This window comes from Actinobacillus equuli (genome assembly GCF_900636745.1).
GTDB classification, from domain to species: domain Bacteria; phylum Pseudomonadota; class Gammaproteobacteria; order Enterobacterales; family Pasteurellaceae; genus Actinobacillus; species Actinobacillus equuli.
Genome location: NZ_LR134310.1, coordinates 788,531 through 811,050 on the forward strand (window position 1 = coordinate 788,531; position 22,520 = coordinate 811,050).

Below are 22,520 nucleotides of genomic sequence, written 5' to 3' on the forward strand. Positions count from 1 at the left end.
ACTCGTCGCAGAGCGACGATACTATGCGTAACCTAGCATATTTATGCTAGGTATTTAGCTGCGGTTTCCTGATCCGAAAAATGATACTTAGTCGTACCGATAATCTGGTAATCCTCATGCCCTTTACCTGCAATCAAAATGACATCTTTTGCACCGGCTTGTTCAATCGCCGTTTTAATTGCTTGTTCACGATCGTGGATCACTTGTACTTTCTCCACTTGAACGAAACCTTTGAGAATATCCGCCATAATCTTGGTATTATCTTCGGTTCTCGGGTTGTCATCAGTCGCAATCACTTTATCCGCTAATTTTTCTGCAATCGCCGCCATCATCGGGCGTTTGCCGGCATCACGATCGCCACCGCAACCGAAAATACAATAAAGCTCGCCTTCGGTATGCAATCGTGCAGCTTGCAATGCTTTCTCTAATGCATCCGGCGTATGGGCATAATCGACTAACACAAGCGGTCTATTTTGCGGATTTTTTTGCGAAACGATACATTCCATACGTCCGGCAACCCCTTGCAGAAGCGGTGCGGTTTCGATTAATTTTTGCAAATCGTGACCAAGCACTAATAAACTTGCCAGTGCTGTGAGTAAATTATTGACGTTAAACGCACCGATTAAACGGCTATTCAACTCACCATTACCCCAGCTTGATTCAAACGCAATTTTCACGCCTTGTAAGCTAAAGCTCACATCGGTCGCTTTAACGAATTTATGGTCGCTACTAAAGTGAGCCTCGGTACTGACGGCAACTGCATTCGGTAATTTTGCTAACCATTCACGGCCAATCTCATCATCTGCATTTAATACTTGTGTTTTAGTATTTAATTCGCTAAACAAACGGAATTTTGCTTGCGCATATTCTTCCATTGTCTTGTGGTAATCGAGATGATCACGGCTTAAATTGGTAAATACCGCTAAATCATAGCTTAACGCTTCGGCACGATATTGAGCCAAACCGTGTGAAGACACTTCCATCGCACAAAAATCAGCGCCCATCTCCACAAAGCTGGCTAAATTACGTTGCACTTCAATCGCCGAGCCGGTGGTATTTGCCGCTTCTTGTACTTTGCCGTATAAACCGTTACCGATCGTCCCCATTACCGCAGATTTTCCGCCTAACAAGTTGTGCCATTGGGCAAGTAATTGGGCGCTTGTAGTCTTGCCATTCGTTCCTGTCACCCCGACTAGGGTCAGTTTTTCGGACGGATTGGCATAAAACGCACCGGCAATTTCCGACAAAATACGAGCTAAATTCGGCACTGAAACCACCTTACAAGCGGTACGATCTAAGTTATATTTTGCAAATTTCGCATCCAACTCGATTTCATCTTGCCCTTCATCCGCTTCCGCTAAGATTAAAGCGGCACCTTGCTCAATCGCTTTTTGGATAAATTGGCGACCATCAACTTGATGTCCTTTTAACGCCACAAACAGATCGCCTTCACTCACTTGGCGAGAATCTAACGTCATTTGCTTAAGCGGTTTTAATTCCGCCACCCAAGCATCTAATTCGGTAAGAAAGGGAAGTAAACGTTTCATATTGTTACCTAATTTATTCTGTTCTAATTTACTTTTTGTTCCGACTTAATTTCACGCACAGCACTTTCCGTATCAGTGAGATTATCCGGTTTGATATTTCTTGCTTTCAAGGTGTAACCCATAATGCTTGAGAAGAGCGGTGCCGAAACCGAACCACCATAATAAGCACCGGCTTTCGGTTCATTAATTAACACCACTAATGCAAAGCGAGGATCACTTGCCGGCGCAACACCTGCGGTATAGGCAATATATTTTTCTACGTACTGACCTTTTTCAAGTTTACGCGCCGTACCGGTTTTGACCGCCACACGATAGCCGTCAACCGCTGCTTTCTGACCACCCTCACCTTTTTGTGCTACGCTTTCCATCATATGCACCACATCTCGAGTGATTTTTTCCGGCAATACACGCTCACCGATAACCGGCGGATCCACTTTGGTAATTGAAAGCGGTCGATAAATGCCGAAACTTCCCAAGGTGGCATAAGCACGAGCAAGCTGTAATGGTGTAACATTTAAACCGTAGCCGTATGCCATGGTTGCACGTTCGATATCAGACCAACGCTTACGATCACCGTTCGTTCCTCGCTGTTCGCCTAAACCTAAGCCGGTATCTTTACCAAAGCCGACTTTGCTATAAGTATCAACCAATGCGGTCGAAGGCATACGTAATGCTAAACGGCTAACCCCGATATTACTCGATTTTTGTAAAATACCGGTCAGCGATAAACTCTCACGAGGCGCAACGTCTTTAATCGTATGACCATTTACCACAAACGGACGTGTACTAATCACTTCATCACGATAGGTCGCACCGTTTTGCAATGCGGTTAATACCACTAAAGGTTTAACCGTTGAACCCGGCTCAAAAGTATCGGTAATCGCTCGGTTACGCATTAATTCGGGTTTAAAGCTATTTCGTTTGTTCGGGTTAAACGAAGGCGCATTTGCCATCGCTAAAATTTCCCCGGTTTGCACGTCAACCAATACCGCCGTACCTGATTCGGCATTATTGGCAATAACCGCTTCTTTGATCTTCTTATATACTTCGGATTGCAATTCTTCATCGATACTCAACATAACGTCTTGCGGATCGTACTGTTTTTCATCTCGAATATTTTCAATCACATTACCACGTGCGTCTTTACGAATCACCTGGCGGCCGTTTTTCCCAATCAATAGAGAATCGAAGCTACGCTCTAAACCTTCCGTACCATGTACGTCATCAATATCAGTAAAACCGATTAATTGCGAAGCTTCTTCCGCTAGCGGATAGAAACGGCGTGATTCGGCTTTTAACACCATACCGTCAATTTTCAGTTCTTGCGCATAATTGGCAATGCTTTCAGATTCATGACGTGCAATATAAATAAAACGCTGGCGAGAAGCTTTATACAAACGATTCATTAAATCGTTATATTTTTCTCCAACCGCTTTAGCGATAGCTTCCATCTTTGAACGATCCAATTGCGCTGCTGCAATTTCTTGCGCCACAAATTGTGAATACGGATTATTACGTACTGTGCTAATCAAACTGTTGTAATCCAAACCGGTTGATTGCGCCAGCAACGTCCAATAGTTCTCGCTTTTAGTATTCAAAATCGAGCGTGGATCAAACTCTACTTTTTCTTTAGATTTATTTTTTTTCTCAATAAAATCGCTGACACTTTTCTCAATTTTACTTTTTGAGCTGCCCATTTCCATTGCTAGCAATTTCCAACGGTCTGATGAGCGTCTGAGTTTGCTATCAAAATATTCACGGGGATCTAAAGTAAGAGAGTACATCGGTACACTGATAGATAAGAAGCGTCCGTCACGATCTAAAATTCGACCTCGGGTAAACGGAAGCTCTTTTGTACGGAGTGAGCGATTATTCGCTTCATTGATAAGACGTTCAGAATCAAATAACTGAATATGCGCAGCTTTAGCAATTAGCATTCCCGCCATGACAAGTATGAAAAGACCAACAACACCAAAACGAATCGGGAGATAACTCGGCTCATTTTTAGTGTTGGCTTGTTTTTTTGCCTCTATATTCGGCTCTGAGGCTGCGGGTTTACGCTTTAATTTAACTGACTTTGCCATTATTTATTCAACCAAAATAACTTCTTGCTCTTTTTTAATCTGTTGTAAACCGAAGCTAGCTGCTGCCGCTTCAACACGAGATTTCTGGCTTTTTGCATTTTCTTCCAGCTGTAAGTGAATATATTGATTTTCCAACTTACGATTTTGCTGAACTAATTTTCCTTGCTCTGCGGTAAGCAAACGAGTTTGGTGAGTAATCCAAATAGTACCAATTGCGGTTAACACCGTTGCTATCAGTAAAATCAATGCAACTTTATTGTGTCCGGTTAAATCATCTAAAATAATTTGATGGAGCGGATAACGTTCATTACTAGCCATTCGTTAACTCCTCTATCTTTTTTCCGCAATACGTAATACGGCGCTACGTGAGCGAGGGTTTGCTTCGATTTCCGCCTCACTCGGCATAATCGCTTTACCAATGGTTTTTAACGGAATATTTTTATTTAATTCCGATTCCAAAATAGGTAAACCTTTCGGCACATCCATACCTTTACTGTTTTTCTTCATAAATTGTTTAACCATTCGATCTTCTAACGAATGGAAACTAATAATTGATAAACGACCTTCCGGTGCCAATACGCTTAAGGCTGATTGTAACGCTTTCTCTAACTCGTCTAACTCGCTGTTAATAAAGATACGGATTGCCTGAAACGAACGGGTTGCCGGATGTTTATGCTTATCTTTGAAAGGCACCGCATCAGCAATAATTTGCGCTAATTGAAGCGTACGAGAAATTTTTTCCGTTGCAGATTTATTGTAAGAAACGACCGCTTGTGCAATACGTTTCGCAAAGCGTTCTTCGCCGAAGGTTTTTAACACCCATGCCAAATCGTCCACCGAAACTTGTGCCAACCATTCGGCAGCCGATAAACCTTTAGTGGTATCCATACGCATATCAAGCGGTCCATCACGCATAAAGCTAAAACCACGTTCCGCATCATCAAGCTGCGGAGAAGAGACGCCGAGATCAAGCAGGATACCGTCAATTTTGCCGGTTAAACCTAATTGTTCGCACACTTCAGGAATCGCAGAGAAAGCGGTATGCACAATTTGAAAGCGAGGATCATTAATCGTATTCGCTTCAGCAATTGCACGAGGATCACGGTCTGTCGCAATTAAGCGCCCGTGTTCGGAAAGTTTTGAGAGAATGAGTCGAGAATGACCGCCTCGTCCGAAAGTACCGTCAATGTAAATACCGTTCGGCTTAATCGCCAAACCATCAACGGCTTCATGTAGCAATACGGTAATATGCTTATGGACTGTGTCATTCATTATTTTTCCAACTCACTTATTTATCTTATAAAGAAAGGTTTTTTAAGGCTTCGCAATTCAGCATTTCAGCCGAACTGCCCAATGCAAGATCTTCCGCAATCTGTGATTGCCATTGTTTTTCTTGCCAAATTTCAAATTTATTTAATTGCCCGACCAACATAATTTGTTGCTCAAGCTGTGCATGCTGTCTTAGTGCCGGGCTAAGTAAAATTCTACCCGAGGCATCCATTTCACATTCGGTTGCAAAGCCCTGCATAACTCGCTGAATACGGCGCTGCATCGGATCAAAATTGGAGAGTGCAAGTAATTTTTGTTCCACCACTTCCCATTCATGTAACGGATAAAGCAATAAACACGGCTGGCGAATATCTACGGTACAAACAAAAATACCCTCGTGTTTTTCACGCAATTCCGCACGATAGCGAGTAGGAATAGCTATCCGCCCTTTACTATCAATGCTGATTGAAGCTGCGCCACGAAACATTTTCTGCCCTGCTACTAAAATTACTGTATTGAGTGAGATCCGGATTCAAAAAATCCACAATCTCCCACTTTCTCCCACTAAAAGATCAGAATTTTATCGGTTAGTTGTTCATCGGGCAAGCTGTTTTAATGTTTTGTTTGGTAAAGATAAGTAGAAAAAAGCAAGCGGTCGACTTTTGCAAATTTTTTACAAAAATCGACCGCTTGATCAATTTAATAGATTAGAGAATTAGATAATCACATTCGCTAAAGCGATACCGACACAACATGCTGTAATTACACCGACTAAACCCGGAGCCATAAAGCTGTGGTTAAAGTAGTATTTACCGATTTTCGTTGTACCCGTTACGTCAAAGTTTACGGTTGCGATATCTGACGGATAGTTAGGGATAAAGAAGTATGCATAAGTTGCCGGCATTAAACCAACTAATAACGGTGCCGGTAAACCGATCGCAATACCTACCGGTAATAACATTTTCGCAGTTACCGCTTGGCTGTTTACCACCACAGACACCGCAAATAATGCGAATGCGAATGTCCAAGGTTGCGCTTTAATCATTTCGGTTACACCCGCTTTAAATGAAGGCATCGCATAACTGAAATAAGTATCACTCATCCACGCAATACCAAAGATTGCAATAGTCGCCACCATACCGGATTTAAACACTACGCCATTCGGCACTTTTTTCACATCGGTTTTGGTTAACACTAAGATTAAACCACCGAAGGTTAACATCACGATCTGGATAATTTTATCCATACCGGCTGTTTTGCCCGTATCTGCCATTACCGGTTTAATTGAAGGAACCATTGCAATAATTACAATCGTTGCGATCGCCGCTAAGAATAGATATACCGAGTTTTTCGCACTTGTCGGTAATTGCTCATCTAATGAAGTTGAGCTAGTTTCTTCAATTTGTTTACGTAATACAGGATCTTGCATACGACGTTGATATTCCGGATCATCTTCAAGCTCTTTACCACGGCGTAAGCTATATAAAGACATTGCAAGTACACCAACAAATGTTGCAGACATGGTTACTGCCACGATATTTAAAAGTGTAACACCTTCAAAACCCGGTAATTTAGTAATCTCAGTTAAGTAATATGCCACCGCAGCTGAAAGCGGACTACCGGTAATACCTAATTGCGATGCAACTGACGCAGCCGCCATTGGACGCTCAGGACGAATTTTATTTTTTAACGCAATATCGCCGATAATTGGCATAATTGAATAAACTGAGTGACCGGTACCTAACATTAAGGTCATCACATAAGTAACTAATGGCCCAAGAAGAGTAATTCGTTTCGGGTTGCTACGTAAAATACGTTCTGCAATTTGAAGCATAAATTTCAAACCGCCCGCTGCTTCAAGTACAGACGCACAAGTTACAACGGCTAAAATTACCAACATTACATCAATCGGTGCTTTTGAAAGCGGCATACCGAGGAAAAATACTTCCACAAATAAACCGATACCTGAAACAACCCCCAAGCCGATACCACCGTAACGGCTACCTGCGTAGAGGAATGCTAATAAAAGCAAAAATTCTGCATAAAGCATATAAACTCCAAAAAATAATAAATAATCACTGGATACAAGTTTACTTGAGCTGATACCCTGATTCTTTGCATTTGATCAAAACAGCGTAACACTTTCGTGGTATTTTCACTAAATTTTGAACAAATATAAATAAACTCATTTAGTACACCAGCTCAAAATTTTCCCGATGTCCCGAGTGCTACGATAACCGATATTGAGTGGAATAAAAACACCAAAAAATATAGTGTTAAATTGATAATTTATTTATTGACTAAAATAAATTATCACCTATTTTCTTTAGGGATTTTTAGCACTAAAATAAAAAAGAGTCTCATACTCATTTAATATTATTTTTATAACAATTTAAAAGGATGACATATGAAATCTAGCATTAAATCTATCGCCGTTACGGCAATTGCAAGCCTTATCGCTCTTTCTAGCCACGCATCAGGTGAAAAAGTCCCTTATACCCAAGCCGGTTTTACCGTTCGCCAAGCTGAACAACAAGCGCCGATTCACTGGGTTTCGATTGAACAAATCAAAGCGAGTTTGAAAGACACGCCGCCAATGAATGTAAGCTTTGACATTGATGATACCGTTGCTGCAACCAGTGGCTGTTTTTACTACGGTCAACAAAAGTACTCGCCGAATGATCACAGCTACCTAAAAAACCAAGACTTCTGGGATGAAATTAATGCCGGCTGTGATAAATATTCCATTCCAAAGCTGTCTGCTAAAGCATTAATTGAAATGCACCAAGCCCGTGGTGACCAGATATTCTTGATTACCGGTCGTACTGCCGGCAAAGACGATCAAGTGACTCCAATCTTGGCGAAAGCACTTGGCATTAAAAATATGCAACCGGTAAATTTCACCGGCGGTCAAAAATCCGAATATAAACAAGGCAAAACGGCTGCGATCATTAAACATAAAGTACAACTTCACTATGGCGACAGTGATGACGATATTTTAGCGGCAAAAGAAGCCGGCATTCGAGGCATCCGTGTATTACGTGCGGCAAACTCAACTTATGTTCCTCACCCGCAAGCCGGCGGCTACGGTGAAGAAGTTTTAATTAACTCAAGCTACTAGTTCTGCGTTACAATAAAAGCTGTTGGTAAAACCAACAGCTTTTATTTTTTAGGAGTTATTTATGATTGAAGTCTATCTGCTTGTTATTCCGTTTTGCTTTTTGATTAGCCTCATTTCTTCCTTTGCACGTAAAGGCTTTCTTAAAGCGGTATTGCATAGTTTGTTGCTGGCAATTAGCTGGCCGATTTCCTTACCTTTACTCGCCTTAAAACGTTTATTCAAACGTTCTCATTAAAGTATAAGCGGTTAAATTTCCTCTCTTTTTTGCAAAAGAATCTTGAAAACAGACCGCTTGTTCTCTCCTTAATCTTCATAAATTTTCATTTTCTTTATAAAAACGCCTTGCATTAAAATGCATAGAAATGCAAAATAAAAGCATAATTAAGCAAATTAACTTTTTGTCATTTAATTAACAACTTGATAGCAAACGTTTGCTTTGCTAGAATTGCGTGCCTACTTCTACAAGAAAGGTTAATGGCGACTCTCAAGTACCAACCCCATAAATTTTTAGGAGTAAAAATGTTAAATCCTACCTTTTTTATACCTTCATTAGGTATAACACATAAGATAGCAATCACCTTTGCTATCGCAACGCAATTCTTTTCAAAGCATTCTCGCCTTGCAATTCCACATTTCCTTTATCCACGATCCCGAATAAGTTCTTTCACTTATACAAGCGGTCAAATTTTTAAAACTTTTTACTTATAGCAGACACAGGAGCAATATCATGGCATTTAATCTTAAAAATAGACACTTACTCAGCCTTGTAAATCATACCGAACGTGAAATCAAATTTTTATTAGACTTAGCTCGTGATCTCAAACGTGCGAAATATGCAGGAACAGAACAACAACTATTAAAAGGCAAAAATATTGCATTAATCTTTGAAAAAACCTCAACCCGTACCCGCTGCGCATTTGAAGTAGCGGCTTATGACCAAGGCGCACACGTGACCTATATCGACCCGACTTCATCACAAATCGGTCATAAAGAGTCAATGAAAGATACTGCTCGCGTGTTGGGCAGAATGTACGATGCGATTCAATACCGTGGTTTTAAACAATCTGTGGTACAAGAATTAGCCGACTACGCTGGCGTGCCGGTATTCAACGGTTTAACCGATGAATTTCACCCAACCCAAATGTTAGCCGATGTACTCACTATGATTGAAAACTGTGAAAAACCGTTAAGCCAAATCAGTTATGTTTATATCGGTGACGCACGTAATAATATGGGGAACTCCTTATTATTAATCGGTGCAAAATTAGGGATGGATGTGCGTATCTGTGCACCTAAAGCATTGTTACCGGAAGACAGCTTAGTTGAAATGTGCAAAAAATTCGCAGCGGAAAGCGGTGCAAGAATTACCGTAACCGAAGATATTGATACCGCAGTAAAAGGCGTAGATTTCGTACATACTGACGTTTGGGTATCTATGGGTGAGCCACTTGAAACTTGGGGTGAACGTATCGAAATGTTAATGCCGTACCAAGTGACACCGGAATTAATGCAACGCACCGGCAATCCGAAAGTAAAATTTATGCACTGCTTACCGGCATTCCATAACAGTGAAACCAAAGTGGGCAAACAAATCGCCGAAAAATATCCGGCTCTAGCAAACGGTATCGAAGTGACCGAAGACGTATTCGAATCCCCGGCAAACGTGGCTTTCGAACAAGCGGAAAACCGTATGCACACCATTAAAGCGGTAATGGTCGCGAGCTTAGCGTAATAAAAGGAACGAATATGAAAATCGTAGTAGCTTTAGGCGGTAACGCTTTATTAAAACGCGGCGAGCCAATGACCGCCCAAAACCAGTCGGCAAATATCAAAATCGCCGCAGAACAATTAGCAAAAATTAAACCGAATAATGAATTAGTGATTTCACACGGTAATGGCCCTCAAGTCGGATTAAGCGCATTACAACACGCGGCTTACCATGCGATTGATAACAAAATTGAGCCTTACCCGCTTGATGTATTAGTTTCTCAAACCGTGGGAATGATTGGTTATATGTTGCAACAAGAACTCACCAATCTCGTGCCGGAACACCCGACTCAAACCTTAGTAACTCAAGTGATTGTTGACGCTAACGATCCGGCTTTTGCCAAACCTAGCAAACCAATCGGACAGGTTTACTCAAAAGAAGAAGCGGAAAATTTAGCCGCTGAAAAAGGTTGGACAGTGATGGCAGACGGTCAATATTACCGCCGTGCGGTAGCAAGCCCTAAACCGCAATCCGTCACCGGTATTGAAGCGGTAAAAGCGCTATTGGCGCAAGATCAAATCGTAATTTGCGGCGGTGGCGGTGGCGTGCCGAGTATTCGTAACGAGCAAGGTAAATTACAAGGTGTGGAAGCGGTTGTGGATAAAGATCTTGCTACTGCGGTGATTTCACAACAACTTGATGCGGATTTATTTATTATCGCAACTGATGTCAAAGCCGCATGCGTAAACTTCAACAAACCGTCTCAATTACAAATTGCGAAAGCAAATCCGGCGGAATTGGAAAAACTGGCGGACGAATTTGCACCGGGGTCAATGGGACCAAAAGTACAAGCTGTGATTAACTTTGTTAAAGCAACCGGTAAAGACGCTGCAATCGGCTCACTTTCCGATATTCAAGATATTGTAGCCGGTAAAGCGGGAACCCGTGTCACCAATAGCATTTCCGGTATTGAGTTTTATAAGTAATCAAAAACAAGCGGTTAGATTTTACTAAAAATCTGCAATATGTAGGGGCGTACCGAGTACGCCCCTTTTAATACAAATTGATTGGTTATAAATGGGAATATTCATACCATCGTTTTCTGTGAAGTTCCGTGTATTCCGTGGTTAAACGGTCACTTGCAAAAAATCGAACAAATTTAACCGCTTGTTGCATAAACGAAAAGCCCCTAAACCATAAGATTTAGGGGCTTTCTCTATTTATTTTATCGCTAAATTATTTTTTAGCTTGTGCTTTTTTCACCCATACCGCTGAGATTGAGAACGCAACGATAAATGAAATTGCCATACCTACAGAGTACATTGCAAGGCTGTCCGGTTTGATTGAAGGCACACCTAAGAAACCTGCCGCACCTAATGCAATCGCTTTCACGTTAAAGAATGCGATAAACGCAGACGCTAAACCTGAACCGATCATCGCAGCAATGAATGCTTGACGGTAACGTAAGTTCACACCAAACATTGCCGGTTCTGTGATACCTAATAATGCTGAGATACCAGACGGCACGGCTAAACCGCGTACTTTCGCATCTTTCATTGCGAACGCCACACCTAAACACGCCGCACCTTGTGCGATGTTAGACATTGCAGCGATTGGGAAGATAAATGTACCGCCGGTATTCGCCACTTCCGCTAATAATTGCGTTTCTACCGCAATAAAGGTTTGGTGCATACCGGTGATTACGATTGGTGCATAGAATGTACCGAAGATTGCACCGCCGATAAAGCCTAAGCTGTCGTATAACCACGTTAAACCTGCTGAAATCGCAGACCCCGCTTCACGGCCAAATGGACCGATTACGGTGAAAGCTAACACACCAGCGATGAATAAAGACATCATCGGTGTTACAAGGTTATCTAAATAAGAAGGCACAAATTTGCGGAAACCTTTTTCAAGCGTTGCTAACACCCAAGCAGAAACGATAGTTGGGATTACCGTACCTTGATAACCCACTTTTTCAATTTCAAAACCAAGTACGTTCCAGTATTTGATGTTACCTTCCATTAAGGTTTTCGCATAGTTCCAACCGTCTGCTAATGCAGGGTGAACTAATAACATACCGAGTGCCGCACCTAAGAACGGGTTACCACCGAATTTACGCGTTGCAGAGAAACCAAGTAATACCGGTAAGAAGACAAACGGTGCATTTGCAATCGTATTAATGAAATCAATTAAATCTGCAAATTCAGGATACTTAGTCGCAACCGAATCGCCTTCCCAGAAGAAACCAACCGAAGTCAGCATTGAGTGGATACCCATTAGCAAACCGCCTGCCACGATTGCAGGAATAATCGGTACGAAAATATCCGCTAAACCTTTTACTAAGCGTTGTAATAACGGTTGGTTTGCCGCACCTGCCGCCGCCACTTCAGACGTACTCATATCGCCGATACCCATTTGTTTTTGCATTTCAGCATGTACTTTATTTACTGTGCCTGAACCAAAAATAATTTGGTATTGACCGCTGGTTGAGAATTGACCTTTAACGCCTTCGATATTCTCAATCGCTTCTTTATCTACTTTTGACTCGTCTGCCAGCGTTAAACGTAAACGTGTTGCACAGTGTGCAAGCGTTGTGATGTTGCTTTTGCCACCGAGTTTCTCGATCGTTTGCTCCGCAATTTTCGGGAAGTTCATAGTTTGCCACCTATTTTTATATAAAAATTAAACGATTGCATTTTAACTAAAACGGTTTAGCTAACAAAGCAAATTTTGCTAAAACGTTTTAGTTTTGTCGATTAGATCACAATTTTAGCAAGTTTAGCAACAATTAACGAATGAATTTTGTACAAACAAAGTCAATTTCTCATTAAACTACATTCATCAAGTGATCAGAAATAATCCGACCATTTTCAATCGTAATAACTCGATCAAAAAGTGCTCGACTCTCTTCTAATTGGTGCGTCACCATTAATAAAGTCAGCTCCGCTTGCTGACAAATCTCCGCAACCAGTAGCTGCAATTCTTCACGACGTTTCGGATCAAGCGCTGAAAATGGCTCATCTAATAAAAGAATCGGTTGTTTACGCAACAACGTTCTGGCAAGCGCCACCCGTTGTTTTTGCCCGCCGGAAAGCTGATCGGCTCTTCGTTTAAGTAAATCGGCAATCCCCATTTGTTGGGCAATCTGCTGAACTTGTTGTTGCTGTGCATCATTCAGCTTCAAACTAGCAACTAACGCCAATCCGATATTTTGTTCAACAGTTAAGTGCGGAAACACATTATTATCTTGAAACAGCATAGATACTGGGCGTTCCGCCACTTGTGTCGCCGTATGATTGCAAGAATTTAGCCAAATTTGACCGCTTGTCGGCTGCTCAAAGCCGGCAATCAGATTCAATAAGCTACTTTTACCTGCCCCACTTTCACCGACAATCGCCACTCGTTGCCCCTTAGGCACGTCCAACGCAAAGCGCATTGGCATTTGTTCATAATCAAAATCTACATCTAAGCGAATCATTTAATATGCTCTTTATGTTCAATAAATAAAAACGGCAATAAGGTAAATAACATCAATACTAAAGCGGTGACCGCCGCATCTTCGGTTCGATAGCTGCCTAGCTGTTGGTATAATAAATAAGGCAGAGAACTAAAATCCGGACTGCCAAAAAATGCAATCACCGCAAAGCTGCCTAGACTGGAAGACATTGCAAAAGCAAAGGCACTGATAAGCGGTCGAATTAAGTAATCTTTTTCCACTATCCACCAACGGCGAAATCCGGTTAAACCAAGGCTGCGGGCTAATTTATCTTGTGCGGTAAACGAATGCCACATGGCGGCAAATATCAGCCGATAAATATAAGGTAATAGAATTACACCGTTACACACCCCGACTAACCATAATAATTGCGTGCTGCTTAATTCCACATCAATTAATAATACAAATAATCCTACCGCTAATAAAAATACTGGAAAAATCAACGGATAAGTTGCCACACTGTTTAATAATCCGTATTGCCATTTTTTATTTGCAAAAGCTAATTTTCGTGTTTCTAAAGCTAATAAATACGCTAACATTAACACTACGCTCGAAGCGATTAGGCTTAATAAGAAAGAAAACCAAGCCGCTTGCCATAAGCTTGGATTGAGTAAACGCTCACCAAAATCAGAAACGGATATTCCCGCCCATAAGATAGTGACAAGCGGTAGAATAATTGCAAAACTTTGCAAGAATATTACCGCTTGTAAACCGAACTTTCGCCAGCCTAAAGGCTTAGGCTTCCATAATTCCACTGATAACGGTACTTTTTGAGTCTGTTTAAACGCAACCTTTGCCGTCATATCTATTAATAATTGCAACAAAAGACCAATCGCTAATTGCAGCATAATCAGCATAGTGGCTTTTGCAAAATCAAATTCAAAAGTGACCGCTTGATAAATCGCAACTTCTAAGGTGCTGTATTTAGGGCTTCCGCCTAAAATAAGCACGATAGGGAAACTGGTAAAACAGATCAGAAATACATTAGCAAAGACATAAGGCAAAATACTTTTTAAAGTAGGAAATTCAACGACACGAAAATAACTCCACCCTTGCAAATTCAATTGTGCCGCTAAACGATGCTGTCCACTTGGAATCAGATTTATTCCTTCCAAACAATATTTCATCACAAAAGGAATATTAAAAAATAAATGGGCAAGTAAAATACCATGCAAACCGTAAAGCTTTAGTTCCCACTTTATCTCTAAAAATTGAAGAAAATGAGCAAATGCTCCCGAATTGCCCCAGAACCCGATAATAGCAAAAATAACAACCAGCGAAGGCAACGCCCAAACAAAAGAAATGATTTTATAAAGAACGGATTTCCCGAGGAAATCTAAATAAAAAAAGGCACGTGCTAATAAAACACCGAATAAAGTAGAAAATAATGCGGATAAACCGGCTTGCAACACACTATATTTTAAGATCGGCAACATTTCTGAAAATTGCCAAACCGTTTCCCCCTGTTGATGTCCGACCAATGCAAACAAACTAAAAATATAAATAGCGACAATGGTAATATATATTAACCATGCGGGGAATTTTGATACAGAATGAAACATTATTTCCTCAATAATAAAATTAATCGATTTATTTTAACATTTTTTTAAACTATTTTTACGCAAACGTTTGGTTATATTTTGTCATCTAAAAATTGATATGAGGCAAAGTTAACTCATTTTGGTTAATAAATACGCTAATATTCGACTTTTATCAAAAGTTTTTCTGGTTTTAAGCGTGTTTTTAGATCTTTTTTGTAGTAAAGTTAGCACAAATAGTAATAGGTTTGATTACCAAAACAGATTTTTTTCACTTTTAAAATTCAAGAGGAATTTTCTTATGTACTCAAAAGACGTTGTTATTACTGCACCTAACGGTTTACACACTCGCCCTGCAGCTGAGTTTGTAAAAGCAGCTAAAGGTTTCGCTTCAGACATTACCGTAACTTCTGGCGGTAAAAGTTCAAGCGCAAAAAGTTTATTCAAACTTCAAACTTTAGGTTTAACTCAAGGTACAACAATCACTATTTCTGCGGAAGGTGAAGACGAGCAAAAAGCGGTAGACTTCTTAGTAGATTTAATCCCTACTTTAGAATAAGTATTTTTTAGCTCCCATTTACAAGACAACCCTATCCTACTCTGCTAAATAAAGAAGCGGAGTAATAGGGTTGTATTATGCTATCTAAGCATTACTGAATCACTTTTAAAACAAGGACAGACTATGATTACAGGTATCGCAGCTTCTCCAGGCGTTGTGTTTGGCAAAGCACTCGTATTAAAAGAAGAGCCAATCGTACTCAATACTCAGAAAATCACAGCAGATCAAATCGAAGCTGAAAAAGCGAAGTTTTTTGCTGGTCGTGAAAAAGCAGCGGCGCAATTAACAGCGATTAAAGAGAAAGCTAGACGCACCCTTGGTGAAGAAAAAGAAGCTATCTTTGAAGGTCACTTAATGATCTTAGAAGATGAAGAGCTTGAAGAAGAAATTTTAGGCTATATTGCTGATAACCTTGTAACTGCAGATGTTGCTACAAGTAAAGTGATTGATATGCAAGCTTCTATGCTTGCAGAAATTGATGATGAATACTTAAAAGAACGTGCTGGCGATATCCGCGATATCGGTAACCGTCTATTACGTAACATTCTTGGTATGCACATCATCGATTTAGGTGATATTCAAGAAGAAGTTATTTTAGTTGCTTATGACTTAACACCTTCTGAAACGGCACAATTAAACTTAGATAAAGTATTAGGCTTTATTACCGATATTGGCGGCCGTACATCTCACACTTCAATTATGGCTCGTTCATTAGAGCTTCCTGCTATCGTTGGTACAAATGATATTACCGCACGTGTTAAAACCGGCGATACATTAATTTTAGATGCGGTAAATAACCAAATTCACATTAATCCTTCAGACGCAGAAATCGCAGAATTCAAAGCGGTTCAAGAACGTGTAGCGGCAGAGAAAGCGGAACTTGCGAAATTAAAAGAATTACCGGCGGAAACCTTAGACGGTCACCGTATCGAAGTTGCAGGTAACATCGGTACAATCCGTGATGTTGACGGTGTATTACGTAATGGTGGTGAGTCTGTCGGTTTATATCGTACTGAATTCTTATTTATGGATCGTAGCGAATTACCGGGCGAAGAAGAACAATTCCAAGCATATAAAGAAATTGTTGAAGCGATGGGCGGTAAACAAGTGGTATTACGTACCATGGATATCGGTGGCGACAAAGAATTACCGTACCTAAACTTACCGAAAGAAATGAACCCGTTCTTAGGTTGGCGTGCGGTGCGTATCGGTTTAACACGTCGTGAAATCTTAGATACGCAATTACGTGCGGTATTACGTGCATCGGCATTCGGTAAATTAGCGGTAATGTTCCCGATGATTATCTCTGTTGAAGAAATTCGTGAATTAAAAGCAATCGTTGCGGAATTAAAAGAACAGCTCCGTGCGGAAGGCAAAGCATTCGATGAAAACCTTCAATTAGGTATCATGGTTGAAACTCCGTCAGCGGCGGTAAATGCTCGTCATCTTGCGAAAGAAGCGGACTTCTTCAGTATCGGTACTAACGACTTAACTCAATATACTTTAGCGGTTGACCGTGGTAATGAAATCATTGCACACCTTTACAACCCATTAAGTCCATCAGTATTGAACTTAATCAAACAAGTGATTGATGCGTCACACGCTGAAGGTAAATGGACTGGTATGTGCGGTGAGCTAGCCGGTGATGTTCGTGCAACGGCATTATTACTTGGTATGGGCTTAGACGAGTTTAGTATGAGTGCAATTTCTGTACCTCACGTGAAAAAACTTGCTCGCTCAATCAACTATGCTGATGCAAAAGCGCTTGCGGATGAGGCATTAGCACAACCGACAGCAGCTGACATTGAAAAATTAGTTAACGATTTTTACGCTAAACTGAACTAATTTTCAATAAATAGCATACAAAGACAGAATTCTCGTATAGAATGTACGGGAATTTTGTTTATTATTTAAATAACGGAGATTTCTATGGGCTTTTTCGACAAATTATTTGGCTCAAAACAAGCAGCGGCAAAAGAGGTTAAAGTTTATGCGCCTCTTTCAGGTGAAATCGTAAACATCGAAGATGTACCAGATGTTGTTTTCTCTGAAAAAATCGTTGGTGACGGTGTTGCAATTCGTCCAAACGGTGACACAATCGTTGCGCCAGTAAACGGTACTATCGGTAAAATTTTCGAAACAAACCACGCATTCTCAATTGAATCTGATGAAGGTGTTGAATTATTCGTTCACTTCGGTATTGATACGGTTGAATTAAAAGGTGAAGGTTTTACCCGTGTAGCTCAAGAAGGCCAATCAGTAAAAGCTGGTGACCCGATTATTAAATTCGATTTAGAATTACTTGAAAGCAAAGCAAAATCAGTATTAACACCGGTTGTTATTTCTAATATGGATGAAATTAGTAACCTAGACAAAAAAGTCGGTCAAGTTGTTGCTGGTGAAAGCGTTGTATTAACATTAACTAAATAATTGATTTAGTTGAATAAATCACTGCCACGATAGTAAAATATCGTGGCATTTTTATTGGTCTAATTTTATTTAGTTATAGCGAAAAAATAATCAAACGGGTAAAATGGACATAAGTTTTTGCGTAAAGGGAATTTCTCTTTACGCTTTTATTTTCTACTTATTAATAACTTATTATTTTTTGAGAAATTATGGCGAAATTACATATTACAACTTGGGGCTGCCAAATGAATGAGTACGACTCATCAAAAATGGCGGATCTTCTAAATTCTACTCACGGATTAGAACTGACCGATAAACCGGAAGAAGCGGACGTTTTATTACTTAATACCTGCTCAATTCGTGAAAAAGCACAAGAAAAAGTATTCTCGCAACTTGGTCGCTGGAAAAACTGGAAAAAAGATAAACCGAATCTGATTATTGGTGTTGGTGGTTGCGTGGCTTCACAGGAAGGCGAACACATTCGTGAACGTGCGCCATTTGTTGATATCGTATTCGGTCCACAAACTTTGCACCGTTTACCGGAAATGATCAACAAAATCCGTGGAGGAGACCGAGCGATCGTTGATATTTCTTTCCCGGAAATTGAAAAATTTGACCGCTTACCGGAACCTCGTGCTGAAGGCCCAACCGCTTTCGTTTCAATTATGGAAGGTTGTAATAAATACTGCTCATTCTGCGTAGTACCTTACACACGTGGTGAAGAAGTTTCTCGTCCGGTGGATGACGTATTATTTGAAATCGCACAATTAGCGGAACAAGGCGTACGCGAAGTGAACTTACTTGGTCAAAACGTAAATGCTTACCGTGGTGAAACCTTTGACGGCGGCATCTGCACATTTGCCGAATTGCTTCGTTTAGTCGCTGCGATTGACGGTATCGACCGTGTACGCTATACCACTAGCCACCCGATTGAATTTACCGATGACATCATTGAAGTTTATCGTGACACACCTGAATTAGTGAGCTTCTTACACTTACCGATTCAAAGCGGTGCGGATCGTGTATTAACCATGATGAAACGTAATCATACGGCATTAGAATATAAAGCGATCATTCGTAAATTACGTGAAGTTCGTCCGAATATTCAGATCAGTTCAGACTTTATCGTTGGCTTCCCGGGTGAAACGGCGGAAGACTTCGAACAAACGATGAAAGTGATCGAACAAGTAAACTTTGATATGAGCTTCAGCTTTATCTACTCTGCTCGCCCGGGTACACCGGCAGCTGACTTACCGGATGATATTTCGGAAGAAGAGAAAAAAGAACGTTTAGCGCGTTTACAACAACGTATCAATCACCAAGCTATGCAATTCAGCCGTGCAATGTTAGGCACGGAACAACGTGTATTGGTGGAAGGTCCGTCTAAAAAAGACATTATGGAATTGACCGGTCGTACCGAAAACAACCGTATCGTTAACTTCCAAGGCACACCGGATATGATTGGTAAATTTGTAGATATTAAAATCACCGATGTTTATACCAACTCATTACGCGGCGATGTGGTTCGTACCGAAGACGAAATGGGCTTACGTGTCGTAGAATCTGCGGCAAGTGTGATTGCTCGTACTCGTAAAGAAGATGAACTGGGTGTCGGCAAATATGTCGTAAATCTGTAAAAGATTAGATAAAAAAACTCAGCCTTATGGCTGAGTTTTTTTATGTACAAACATTGGATCTAGCTATAACAAGCGGTCAAATTTAGTCTATTTTTTGCAAATTTTGCAGCAAAAAAGACCGCTTGTCGAAGGATCTCCTTATGCTGCTTTCTTACGTGCAAGAATACGATTCGCACATTCTGCCGCTGCGGTTAAGCCTCCCGCCATCATAATAATATCTTTTACAATTAAGCGACCAACACCGGATAAATAAGGGAAACCGTGTGCCGGCGTCGGCATATCACCACCGAGGTTCGGTACCCATGCCTCCGGCGTCGTAATTAAGAAAGAGAGCGTGACAATTGACATACCAAAGGTAAGTAAGCCCCCCGCCAAACCTGCCGTCGCATTCCAAATACCAAGTAAGGTTAAAATACCAACGGTTACAATCGTTGCACCGATAATATAAGAAGCGGTGTAAGTACCGTTTTCTTTATGCCATTCAATATTTTTCGCCACCATTTTACCTTCAGGATTTTTATGTAAGGTATATTCCATTACCATTTCGCCTTTATCATTCGGTACTAGGTTCGGGCCTTTTTCATACATATAACTGAAGAATGGGCTATTCGATACAAAATGCGCAATACCGTCCGCTTCATATTGGCAAACTTTGAGCCCGCCAATCCACGCCATAACGATAAAAATCGCAATACGAATAAAGTTGATAAATTGACGCTGCATCGGTGCAACGATTTTTGCAACAAATTCAACAAAAATGTTAAATGCGTTCATTTTTAACCTCTATAAATACAAATTCAAGGATAAGAAACGATTTCTTATCATCGTTTCGTACCCCTTAATAAGTATTCCTTACAGGCAAAAGAAAATAAATTTTAATTTATAGTTAAAAAATCTAATCAATATATTCTTATATCCAAAAAGCATAAAAAATGTTTATTATCTAGCCAAACTTAATGAACATATCCCACATCAATATCCGCATCCGGATTTACTTTATCGTATTTTTGTTCTTTGGTTTTGCCGGTATAAATTTCCGGATTTTCCGCTCCCTCAACAATCAACTTACCTTTCGCCCCTTTATCGGTTCTAAAAATACTGTGATCAATAAAGGTATATTCGCCCGGTACTTTCATTTCCATTTCGACCACAGTGACACCGCCCGCCGGAATCAGCGTGGTTTGTACGTGGTGATTTTTAAGTGATCCGCCTTCCACATATACCGTATCAAACGGTTTACCGATCAAATGGAAAGAAGAAATTTTATTTGGGCCGGCATTGCCGACAAACAAACGCACTTTCTCCCCGACTTTGGCTTTTAAGGCATTTTCACCCATAGTGGAGCCGACTTTACCGTTAAATACGACATAATCAGGTAATTCATAACCGGCTTTTGTCATATCGAAGATTTTCAGATCGGGATTGGCGCCGGCTTTTACATAAAATTCGTTTTGCATTAAATAGAATTCTTTATCGACTTTCGGTAATCCTTCTTTCGGTTCAACTAACATTAAACCGAACATTCCTTTACCTAAATGCACCGAGACCGGATCCGCACCGCAATGGTATAAATATAGCCCCGGTGACATGGCACGAAAGGCAAAAGTCGTTTGCTTACCGATTTCGGTTAAACTGGCTTTTGCCCCGCCGTCCGGTGCGGCGGCAGAGTGGAAATCAACCGCATGTGCCATTTTGCCGTTTGCCGGATTGGATACCTGAACTTCCACCATATCTCCTTCTCGTACTCGAATAAAAGGCGCCGGTGTTGATCCGTTGAACGTCCAATATTTAAACTTCACACCTTTTTCGATTTCCATCACCTTTTCCAGCGTCTCTAATTTAACTACCACTTTTGCCGGCGTATTACGTGTTAACGGCTTGGGTACATTCGGTGCAACGGTTAATTCCGCCTCAATTGTCGGTAAGTTTGCAACAGGCGTTAAACCAGAATTTTCTAGATTTGTTTGTTCCGCCATGAGTGGAGCGCTAGCTAAAAATGCTGCAAAACAGAGTGCTATAAGAGACTTTTTCATCGGTAATTCCTTCGTGTGTGAAACCTTCATTTAAATTATAATGACTAAAGTTGGTAAGCGGTAGAATTTGAAATAGTTTTTGCAAAACTAAACCGTTTTAGCTAAGATAAATTAACTATTTTTTACTAAATAAAGAGGCGTGTATGAGCAAGATTTGGGTTACCGGCGATGCGGTTGTGGATTTAATTCCGGATGGTGAAAATCACTATTTAAAATGTGCGGGCGGTGCGCCGGCAAACGTTGCGGTGGGTGTTTCACGTTTAGGTGTAGAAGCTGGTTTTATCGGTCGAGTAGGTTTAGATCCACTTGGCAAATTTATGCAGCAAACACTTAATGCGGAAAAAGTTTCAACCGAACATATGATCCTCGATCCGAAACAACGTACTTCGACTGTGATCGTCGGTTTAGATGACGGTGAGCGCAGCTTTACCTTTATGGTGAATCCAAGTGCGGATCAGTTTCTTGAAGTAAGTGATTTACCGACTTTCCAAAAAGGTGATTTCCTACACTGCTGCTCTATCGCACTTATCAATGACCCTTCACGTTCAACCACGATTGAAGCGATTCGCCGTGTAAAAGAAGCGAGCGGTTTCTTCTCATTTGACCCGAATTTACGTGAATCGCTTTGGACAAGTCTTGAAGAAATGAAACAAGTAGTAAATAACGTGGTGGCTATGGCAGACGTACTCAAATTCTCTGAAGAAGAATTAACGTTATTAACCAATACCACCACGCTTGAGCAAGCAACCAAAGTGATTACTGCACAATATCCGGAGAAATTAATCATTATCACTTTAGGTAAAGACGGTGCGATTTATCACTTAAATGGTAATAGCCAAGTGGTTGCCGGCAAAGCGTTAAAACCGGTTGATACCACTGGTGCCGGCGATGCATTTGTAAGCGGTTTACTTGCCGGTTTATCACAAGTTGCGGATTGGAAAGACGAAAGCGTATTAGTGGATGTTATTCGTAAAGCGAACGCTTCAGGCGCTTTAGCAACAACCGCAAAAGGTGCGATGTCAGCATTACCAAATAAAGCAGAGCTAGAAGCATTTTTAGCGCAATAATCACAACAAGCGGTGAAATTTCACCGCTTTTTTGCAACTTAGGATTTTA

The 22,520-nt window shown here is 40.8% G+C and carries 20 protein-coding genes; 9 read left to right on the forward strand and 11 right to left on the reverse strand.

The annotated features are described in order from the left end of the window. Positions 1-41: 41 nt before the first annotated feature. The 6 genes from murE to EL121_RS03605 form a co-directional block, all read right to left on the reverse strand. The gene (gene murE / locus EL121_RS03580; RefSeq protein WP_039197786.1) at positions 42-1,547 is read right to left on the reverse strand and encodes a UDP-N-acetylmuramoyl-L-alanyl-D-glutamate--2,6-diaminopimelate ligase; all 1,506 of its coding nucleotides are present in this window, start codon (positions 1,545-1,547) and stop codon (positions 42-44) included. 23 nt (positions 1,548-1,570) lie between these two features. After that, positions 1,571-3,631, reverse strand: a complete 2,061-nt coding sequence (locus tag EL121_RS03585; protein WP_039197788.1) for a penicillin-binding transpeptidase domain-containing protein — start codon at positions 3,629-3,631, stop codon at positions 1,571-1,573. Between the two features lie 3 nt (positions 3,632-3,634). After that, positions 3,635-3,949, reverse strand: coding sequence for a cell division protein FtsL (ftsL, locus tag EL121_RS03590; protein WP_014992125.1), 315 nt, complete (start codon positions 3,947-3,949; stop codon positions 3,635-3,637). Between the two features lie 12 nt (positions 3,950-3,961). Further along, positions 3,962-4,903: a 16S rRNA (cytosine(1402)-N(4))-methyltransferase RsmH gene (gene rsmH / locus EL121_RS03595; protein ID WP_039197789.1), complete on the reverse strand. Its 942-nt coding sequence runs from the start codon at positions 4,901-4,903 to the stop codon at positions 3,962-3,964. A gap of 25 nt (positions 4,904-4,928) precedes the next feature. Next, a complete protein-coding gene (gene mraZ / locus EL121_RS03600; RefSeq protein WP_039197791.1) occupies positions 4,929-5,387 on the reverse strand; it encodes a division/cell wall cluster transcriptional repressor MraZ in 459 nt (152 codons plus the stop codon). A 228-nt stretch (positions 5,388-5,615) separates the two neighbouring features. Then, positions 5,616-6,950, reverse strand: coding sequence for an anaerobic C4-dicarboxylate transporter (locus EL121_RS03605; protein ID WP_039197792.1), 1,335 nt, complete (start codon positions 6,948-6,950; stop codon positions 5,616-5,618). Positions 6,951-7,307: 357 nt separating this feature from the next. Here EL121_RS03605 and aphA point away from each other — a divergent pair, with 357 nt between their 5' ends. From aphA to arcC, 4 genes are all read left to right on the forward strand, one after another. Then, positions 7,308-8,021, forward strand: coding sequence for an acid phosphatase AphA (gene aphA / locus EL121_RS03610; RefSeq protein WP_039197793.1), 714 nt, complete (start codon positions 7,308-7,310; stop codon positions 8,019-8,021). A gap of 61 nt (positions 8,022-8,082) precedes the next feature. Then, positions 8,083-8,256: a hypothetical protein gene (locus EL121_RS11560; protein ID WP_164997534.1), complete on the forward strand. Its 174-nt coding sequence runs from the start codon at positions 8,083-8,085 to the stop codon at positions 8,254-8,256. Positions 8,257-8,748: 492 nt separating this feature from the next. Further along, a complete protein-coding gene (locus EL121_RS03615; protein WP_039197794.1) occupies positions 8,749-9,753 on the forward strand; it encodes an ornithine carbamoyltransferase in 1,005 nt (334 codons plus the stop codon). A gap of 14 nt (positions 9,754-9,767) precedes the next feature. Then, complete coding sequence (arcC, locus tag EL121_RS03620) at positions 9,768-10,715, forward strand: carbamate kinase (RefSeq protein WP_039197795.1); 948 nt, start codon at positions 9,768-9,770, stop codon at positions 10,713-10,715. Between the two features lie 250 nt (positions 10,716-10,965). Here arcC and EL121_RS03625 read toward each other — a convergent pair whose 3' ends face one another. From EL121_RS03625 to thiP, 3 genes are all read right to left on the reverse strand, one after another. Next, positions 10,966-12,387 (reverse strand): sucrose-specific PTS transporter subunit IIBC, encoded by a 1,422-nt coding sequence (locus tag EL121_RS03625; RefSeq protein WP_039197796.1) that lies wholly within the window; start codon positions 12,385-12,387, stop codon positions 10,966-10,968. A gap of 172 nt (positions 12,388-12,559) precedes the next feature. Further along, complete coding sequence (thiQ, locus tag EL121_RS03630; RefSeq protein ID WP_039197797.1) at positions 12,560-13,210, reverse strand: thiamine ABC transporter ATP-binding protein; 651 nt, start codon at positions 13,208-13,210, stop codon at positions 12,560-12,562. Then, on the reverse strand, positions 13,207-14,814 hold the full coding sequence (gene thiP, locus EL121_RS03635) for a thiamine/thiamine pyrophosphate ABC transporter permease ThiP (RefSeq protein WP_414843478.1): 1,608 nt from the start codon (positions 14,812-14,814) through the stop codon (positions 13,207-13,209). The genes thiQ and thiP overlap by 4 nt, the downstream gene beginning before the upstream one ends. A gap of 253 nt (positions 14,815-15,067) precedes the next feature. On the opposite strand from thiP, the gene ptsH reads away from it, so the two are divergent. The 4 genes from ptsH (at position 15,068) to miaB (ending at position 19,371) form a co-directional block, all read left to right on the forward strand. Beyond that, positions 15,068-15,325: a phosphocarrier protein Hpr gene (gene ptsH / locus EL121_RS03640; protein ID WP_005598406.1), complete on the forward strand. Its 258-nt coding sequence runs from the start codon at positions 15,068-15,070 to the stop codon at positions 15,323-15,325. A gap of 123 nt (positions 15,326-15,448) precedes the next feature. Then, the gene (ptsI, locus tag EL121_RS03645) at positions 15,449-17,170 is read left to right on the forward strand and encodes a phosphoenolpyruvate-protein phosphotransferase PtsI (RefSeq protein WP_039197799.1); all 1,722 of its coding nucleotides are present in this window, start codon (positions 15,449-15,451) and stop codon (positions 17,168-17,170) included. Positions 17,171-17,254: 84 nt separating this feature from the next. Next, positions 17,255-17,755, forward strand: coding sequence for a PTS glucose transporter subunit IIA (gene crr / locus EL121_RS03650; RefSeq protein ID WP_005622167.1), 501 nt, complete (start codon positions 17,255-17,257; stop codon positions 17,753-17,755). Between the two features lie 188 nt (positions 17,756-17,943). Next, on the forward strand, positions 17,944-19,371 hold the full coding sequence (miaB, locus tag EL121_RS03655) for a tRNA (N6-isopentenyl adenosine(37)-C2)-methylthiotransferase MiaB (RefSeq protein WP_039197800.1): 1,428 nt from the start codon (positions 17,944-17,946) through the stop codon (positions 19,369-19,371). A gap of 138 nt (positions 19,372-19,509) precedes the next feature. Here the strand turns inward: miaB and EL121_RS03660 are convergent, their stop codons facing one another. Continuing rightward, positions 19,510-20,145 (reverse strand): DUF417 family protein, encoded by a 636-nt coding sequence (locus tag EL121_RS03660; RefSeq protein WP_014992139.1) that lies wholly within the window; start codon positions 20,143-20,145, stop codon positions 19,510-19,512. A gap of 179 nt (positions 20,146-20,324) precedes the next feature. Further along, positions 20,325-21,404 carry a copper-containing nitrite reductase gene (gene nirK, locus EL121_RS03665; protein WP_039197801.1) on the reverse strand — a complete coding sequence of 360 codons (1,080 nt, stop codon included), beginning with the start codon at positions 21,402-21,404 and terminating at the stop codon, positions 20,325-20,327. Positions 21,405-21,547: 143 nt separating this feature from the next. Here nirK and EL121_RS03670 point away from each other — a divergent pair, with 143 nt between their 5' ends. Further along, positions 21,548-22,471 carry an aminoimidazole riboside kinase gene (locus EL121_RS03670; protein ID WP_039197802.1) on the forward strand — a complete coding sequence of 308 codons (924 nt, stop codon included), beginning with the start codon at positions 21,548-21,550 and terminating at the stop codon, positions 22,469-22,471. Positions 22,472-22,520 lie beyond the last annotated feature (49 nt).

Excerpts from the sequence above, each read along its gene's own strand:
- murE (WP_039197786.1), bottom strand. The coding sequence starts at position 1,547 with ATGAAACGTTTACTTCCCTTTCTTACCGAATTAGATGCTTGGGTGGCG.
- EL121_RS03585 (WP_039197788.1), bottom strand. The coding sequence starts at position 3,631 with ATGGCAAAGTCAGTTAAATTAAAGCGTAAACCCGCAGCCTCAGAGCCG.
- ftsL (WP_014992125.1), bottom strand. The coding sequence starts at position 3,949 with ATGGCTAGTAATGAACGTTATCCGCTCCATCAAATTATTTTAGATGAT.
- rsmH (WP_039197789.1), bottom strand. The coding sequence starts at position 4,903 with ATGAATGACACAGTCCATAAGCATATTACCGTATTGCTACATGAAGCC.
- mraZ (WP_039197791.1), bottom strand. The coding sequence starts at position 5,387 with ATGTTTCGTGGCGCAGCTTCAATCAGCATTGATAGTAAAGGGCGGATA.
- EL121_RS03605 (WP_039197792.1), bottom strand. The coding sequence starts at position 6,950 with ATGCTTTATGCAGAATTTTTGCTTTTATTAGCATTCCTCTACGCAGGT.
- aphA (WP_039197793.1), top strand. The coding sequence starts at position 7,308 with ATGAAATCTAGCATTAAATCTATCGCCGTTACGGCAATTGCAAGCCTT.
- EL121_RS11560 (WP_164997534.1), top strand. The coding sequence starts at position 8,083 with ATGATTGAAGTCTATCTGCTTGTTATTCCGTTTTGCTTTTTGATTAGC.
- EL121_RS03615 (WP_039197794.1), top strand. The coding sequence starts at position 8,749 with ATGGCATTTAATCTTAAAAATAGACACTTACTCAGCCTTGTAAATCAT.
- arcC (WP_039197795.1), top strand. The coding sequence starts at position 9,768 with ATGAAAATCGTAGTAGCTTTAGGCGGTAACGCTTTATTAAAACGCGGC.
- EL121_RS03625 (WP_039197796.1), bottom strand. The coding sequence starts at position 12,387 with ATGAACTTCCCGAAAATTGCGGAGCAAACGATCGAGAAACTCGGTGGC.
- thiQ (WP_039197797.1), bottom strand. The coding sequence starts at position 13,210 with ATGATTCGCTTAGATGTAGATTTTGATTATGAACAAATGCCAATGCGC.
- ptsH (WP_005598406.1), top strand. The coding sequence starts at position 15,068 with ATGTACTCAAAAGACGTTGTTATTACTGCACCTAACGGTTTACACACT.
- ptsI (WP_039197799.1), top strand. The coding sequence starts at position 15,449 with ATGATTACAGGTATCGCAGCTTCTCCAGGCGTTGTGTTTGGCAAAGCA.
- crr (WP_005622167.1), top strand. The coding sequence starts at position 17,255 with ATGGGCTTTTTCGACAAATTATTTGGCTCAAAACAAGCAGCGGCAAAA.
- miaB (WP_039197800.1), top strand. The coding sequence starts at position 17,944 with ATGGCGAAATTACATATTACAACTTGGGGCTGCCAAATGAATGAGTAC.
- EL121_RS03660 (WP_014992139.1), bottom strand. The coding sequence starts at position 20,145 with ATGAACGCATTTAACATTTTTGTTGAATTTGTTGCAAAAATCGTTGCA.
- nirK (WP_039197801.1), bottom strand. The coding sequence starts at position 21,404 with ATGAAAAAGTCTCTTATAGCACTCTGTTTTGCAGCATTTTTAGCTAGC.
- EL121_RS03670 (WP_039197802.1), top strand. The coding sequence starts at position 21,548 with ATGAGCAAGATTTGGGTTACCGGCGATGCGGTTGTGGATTTAATTCCG.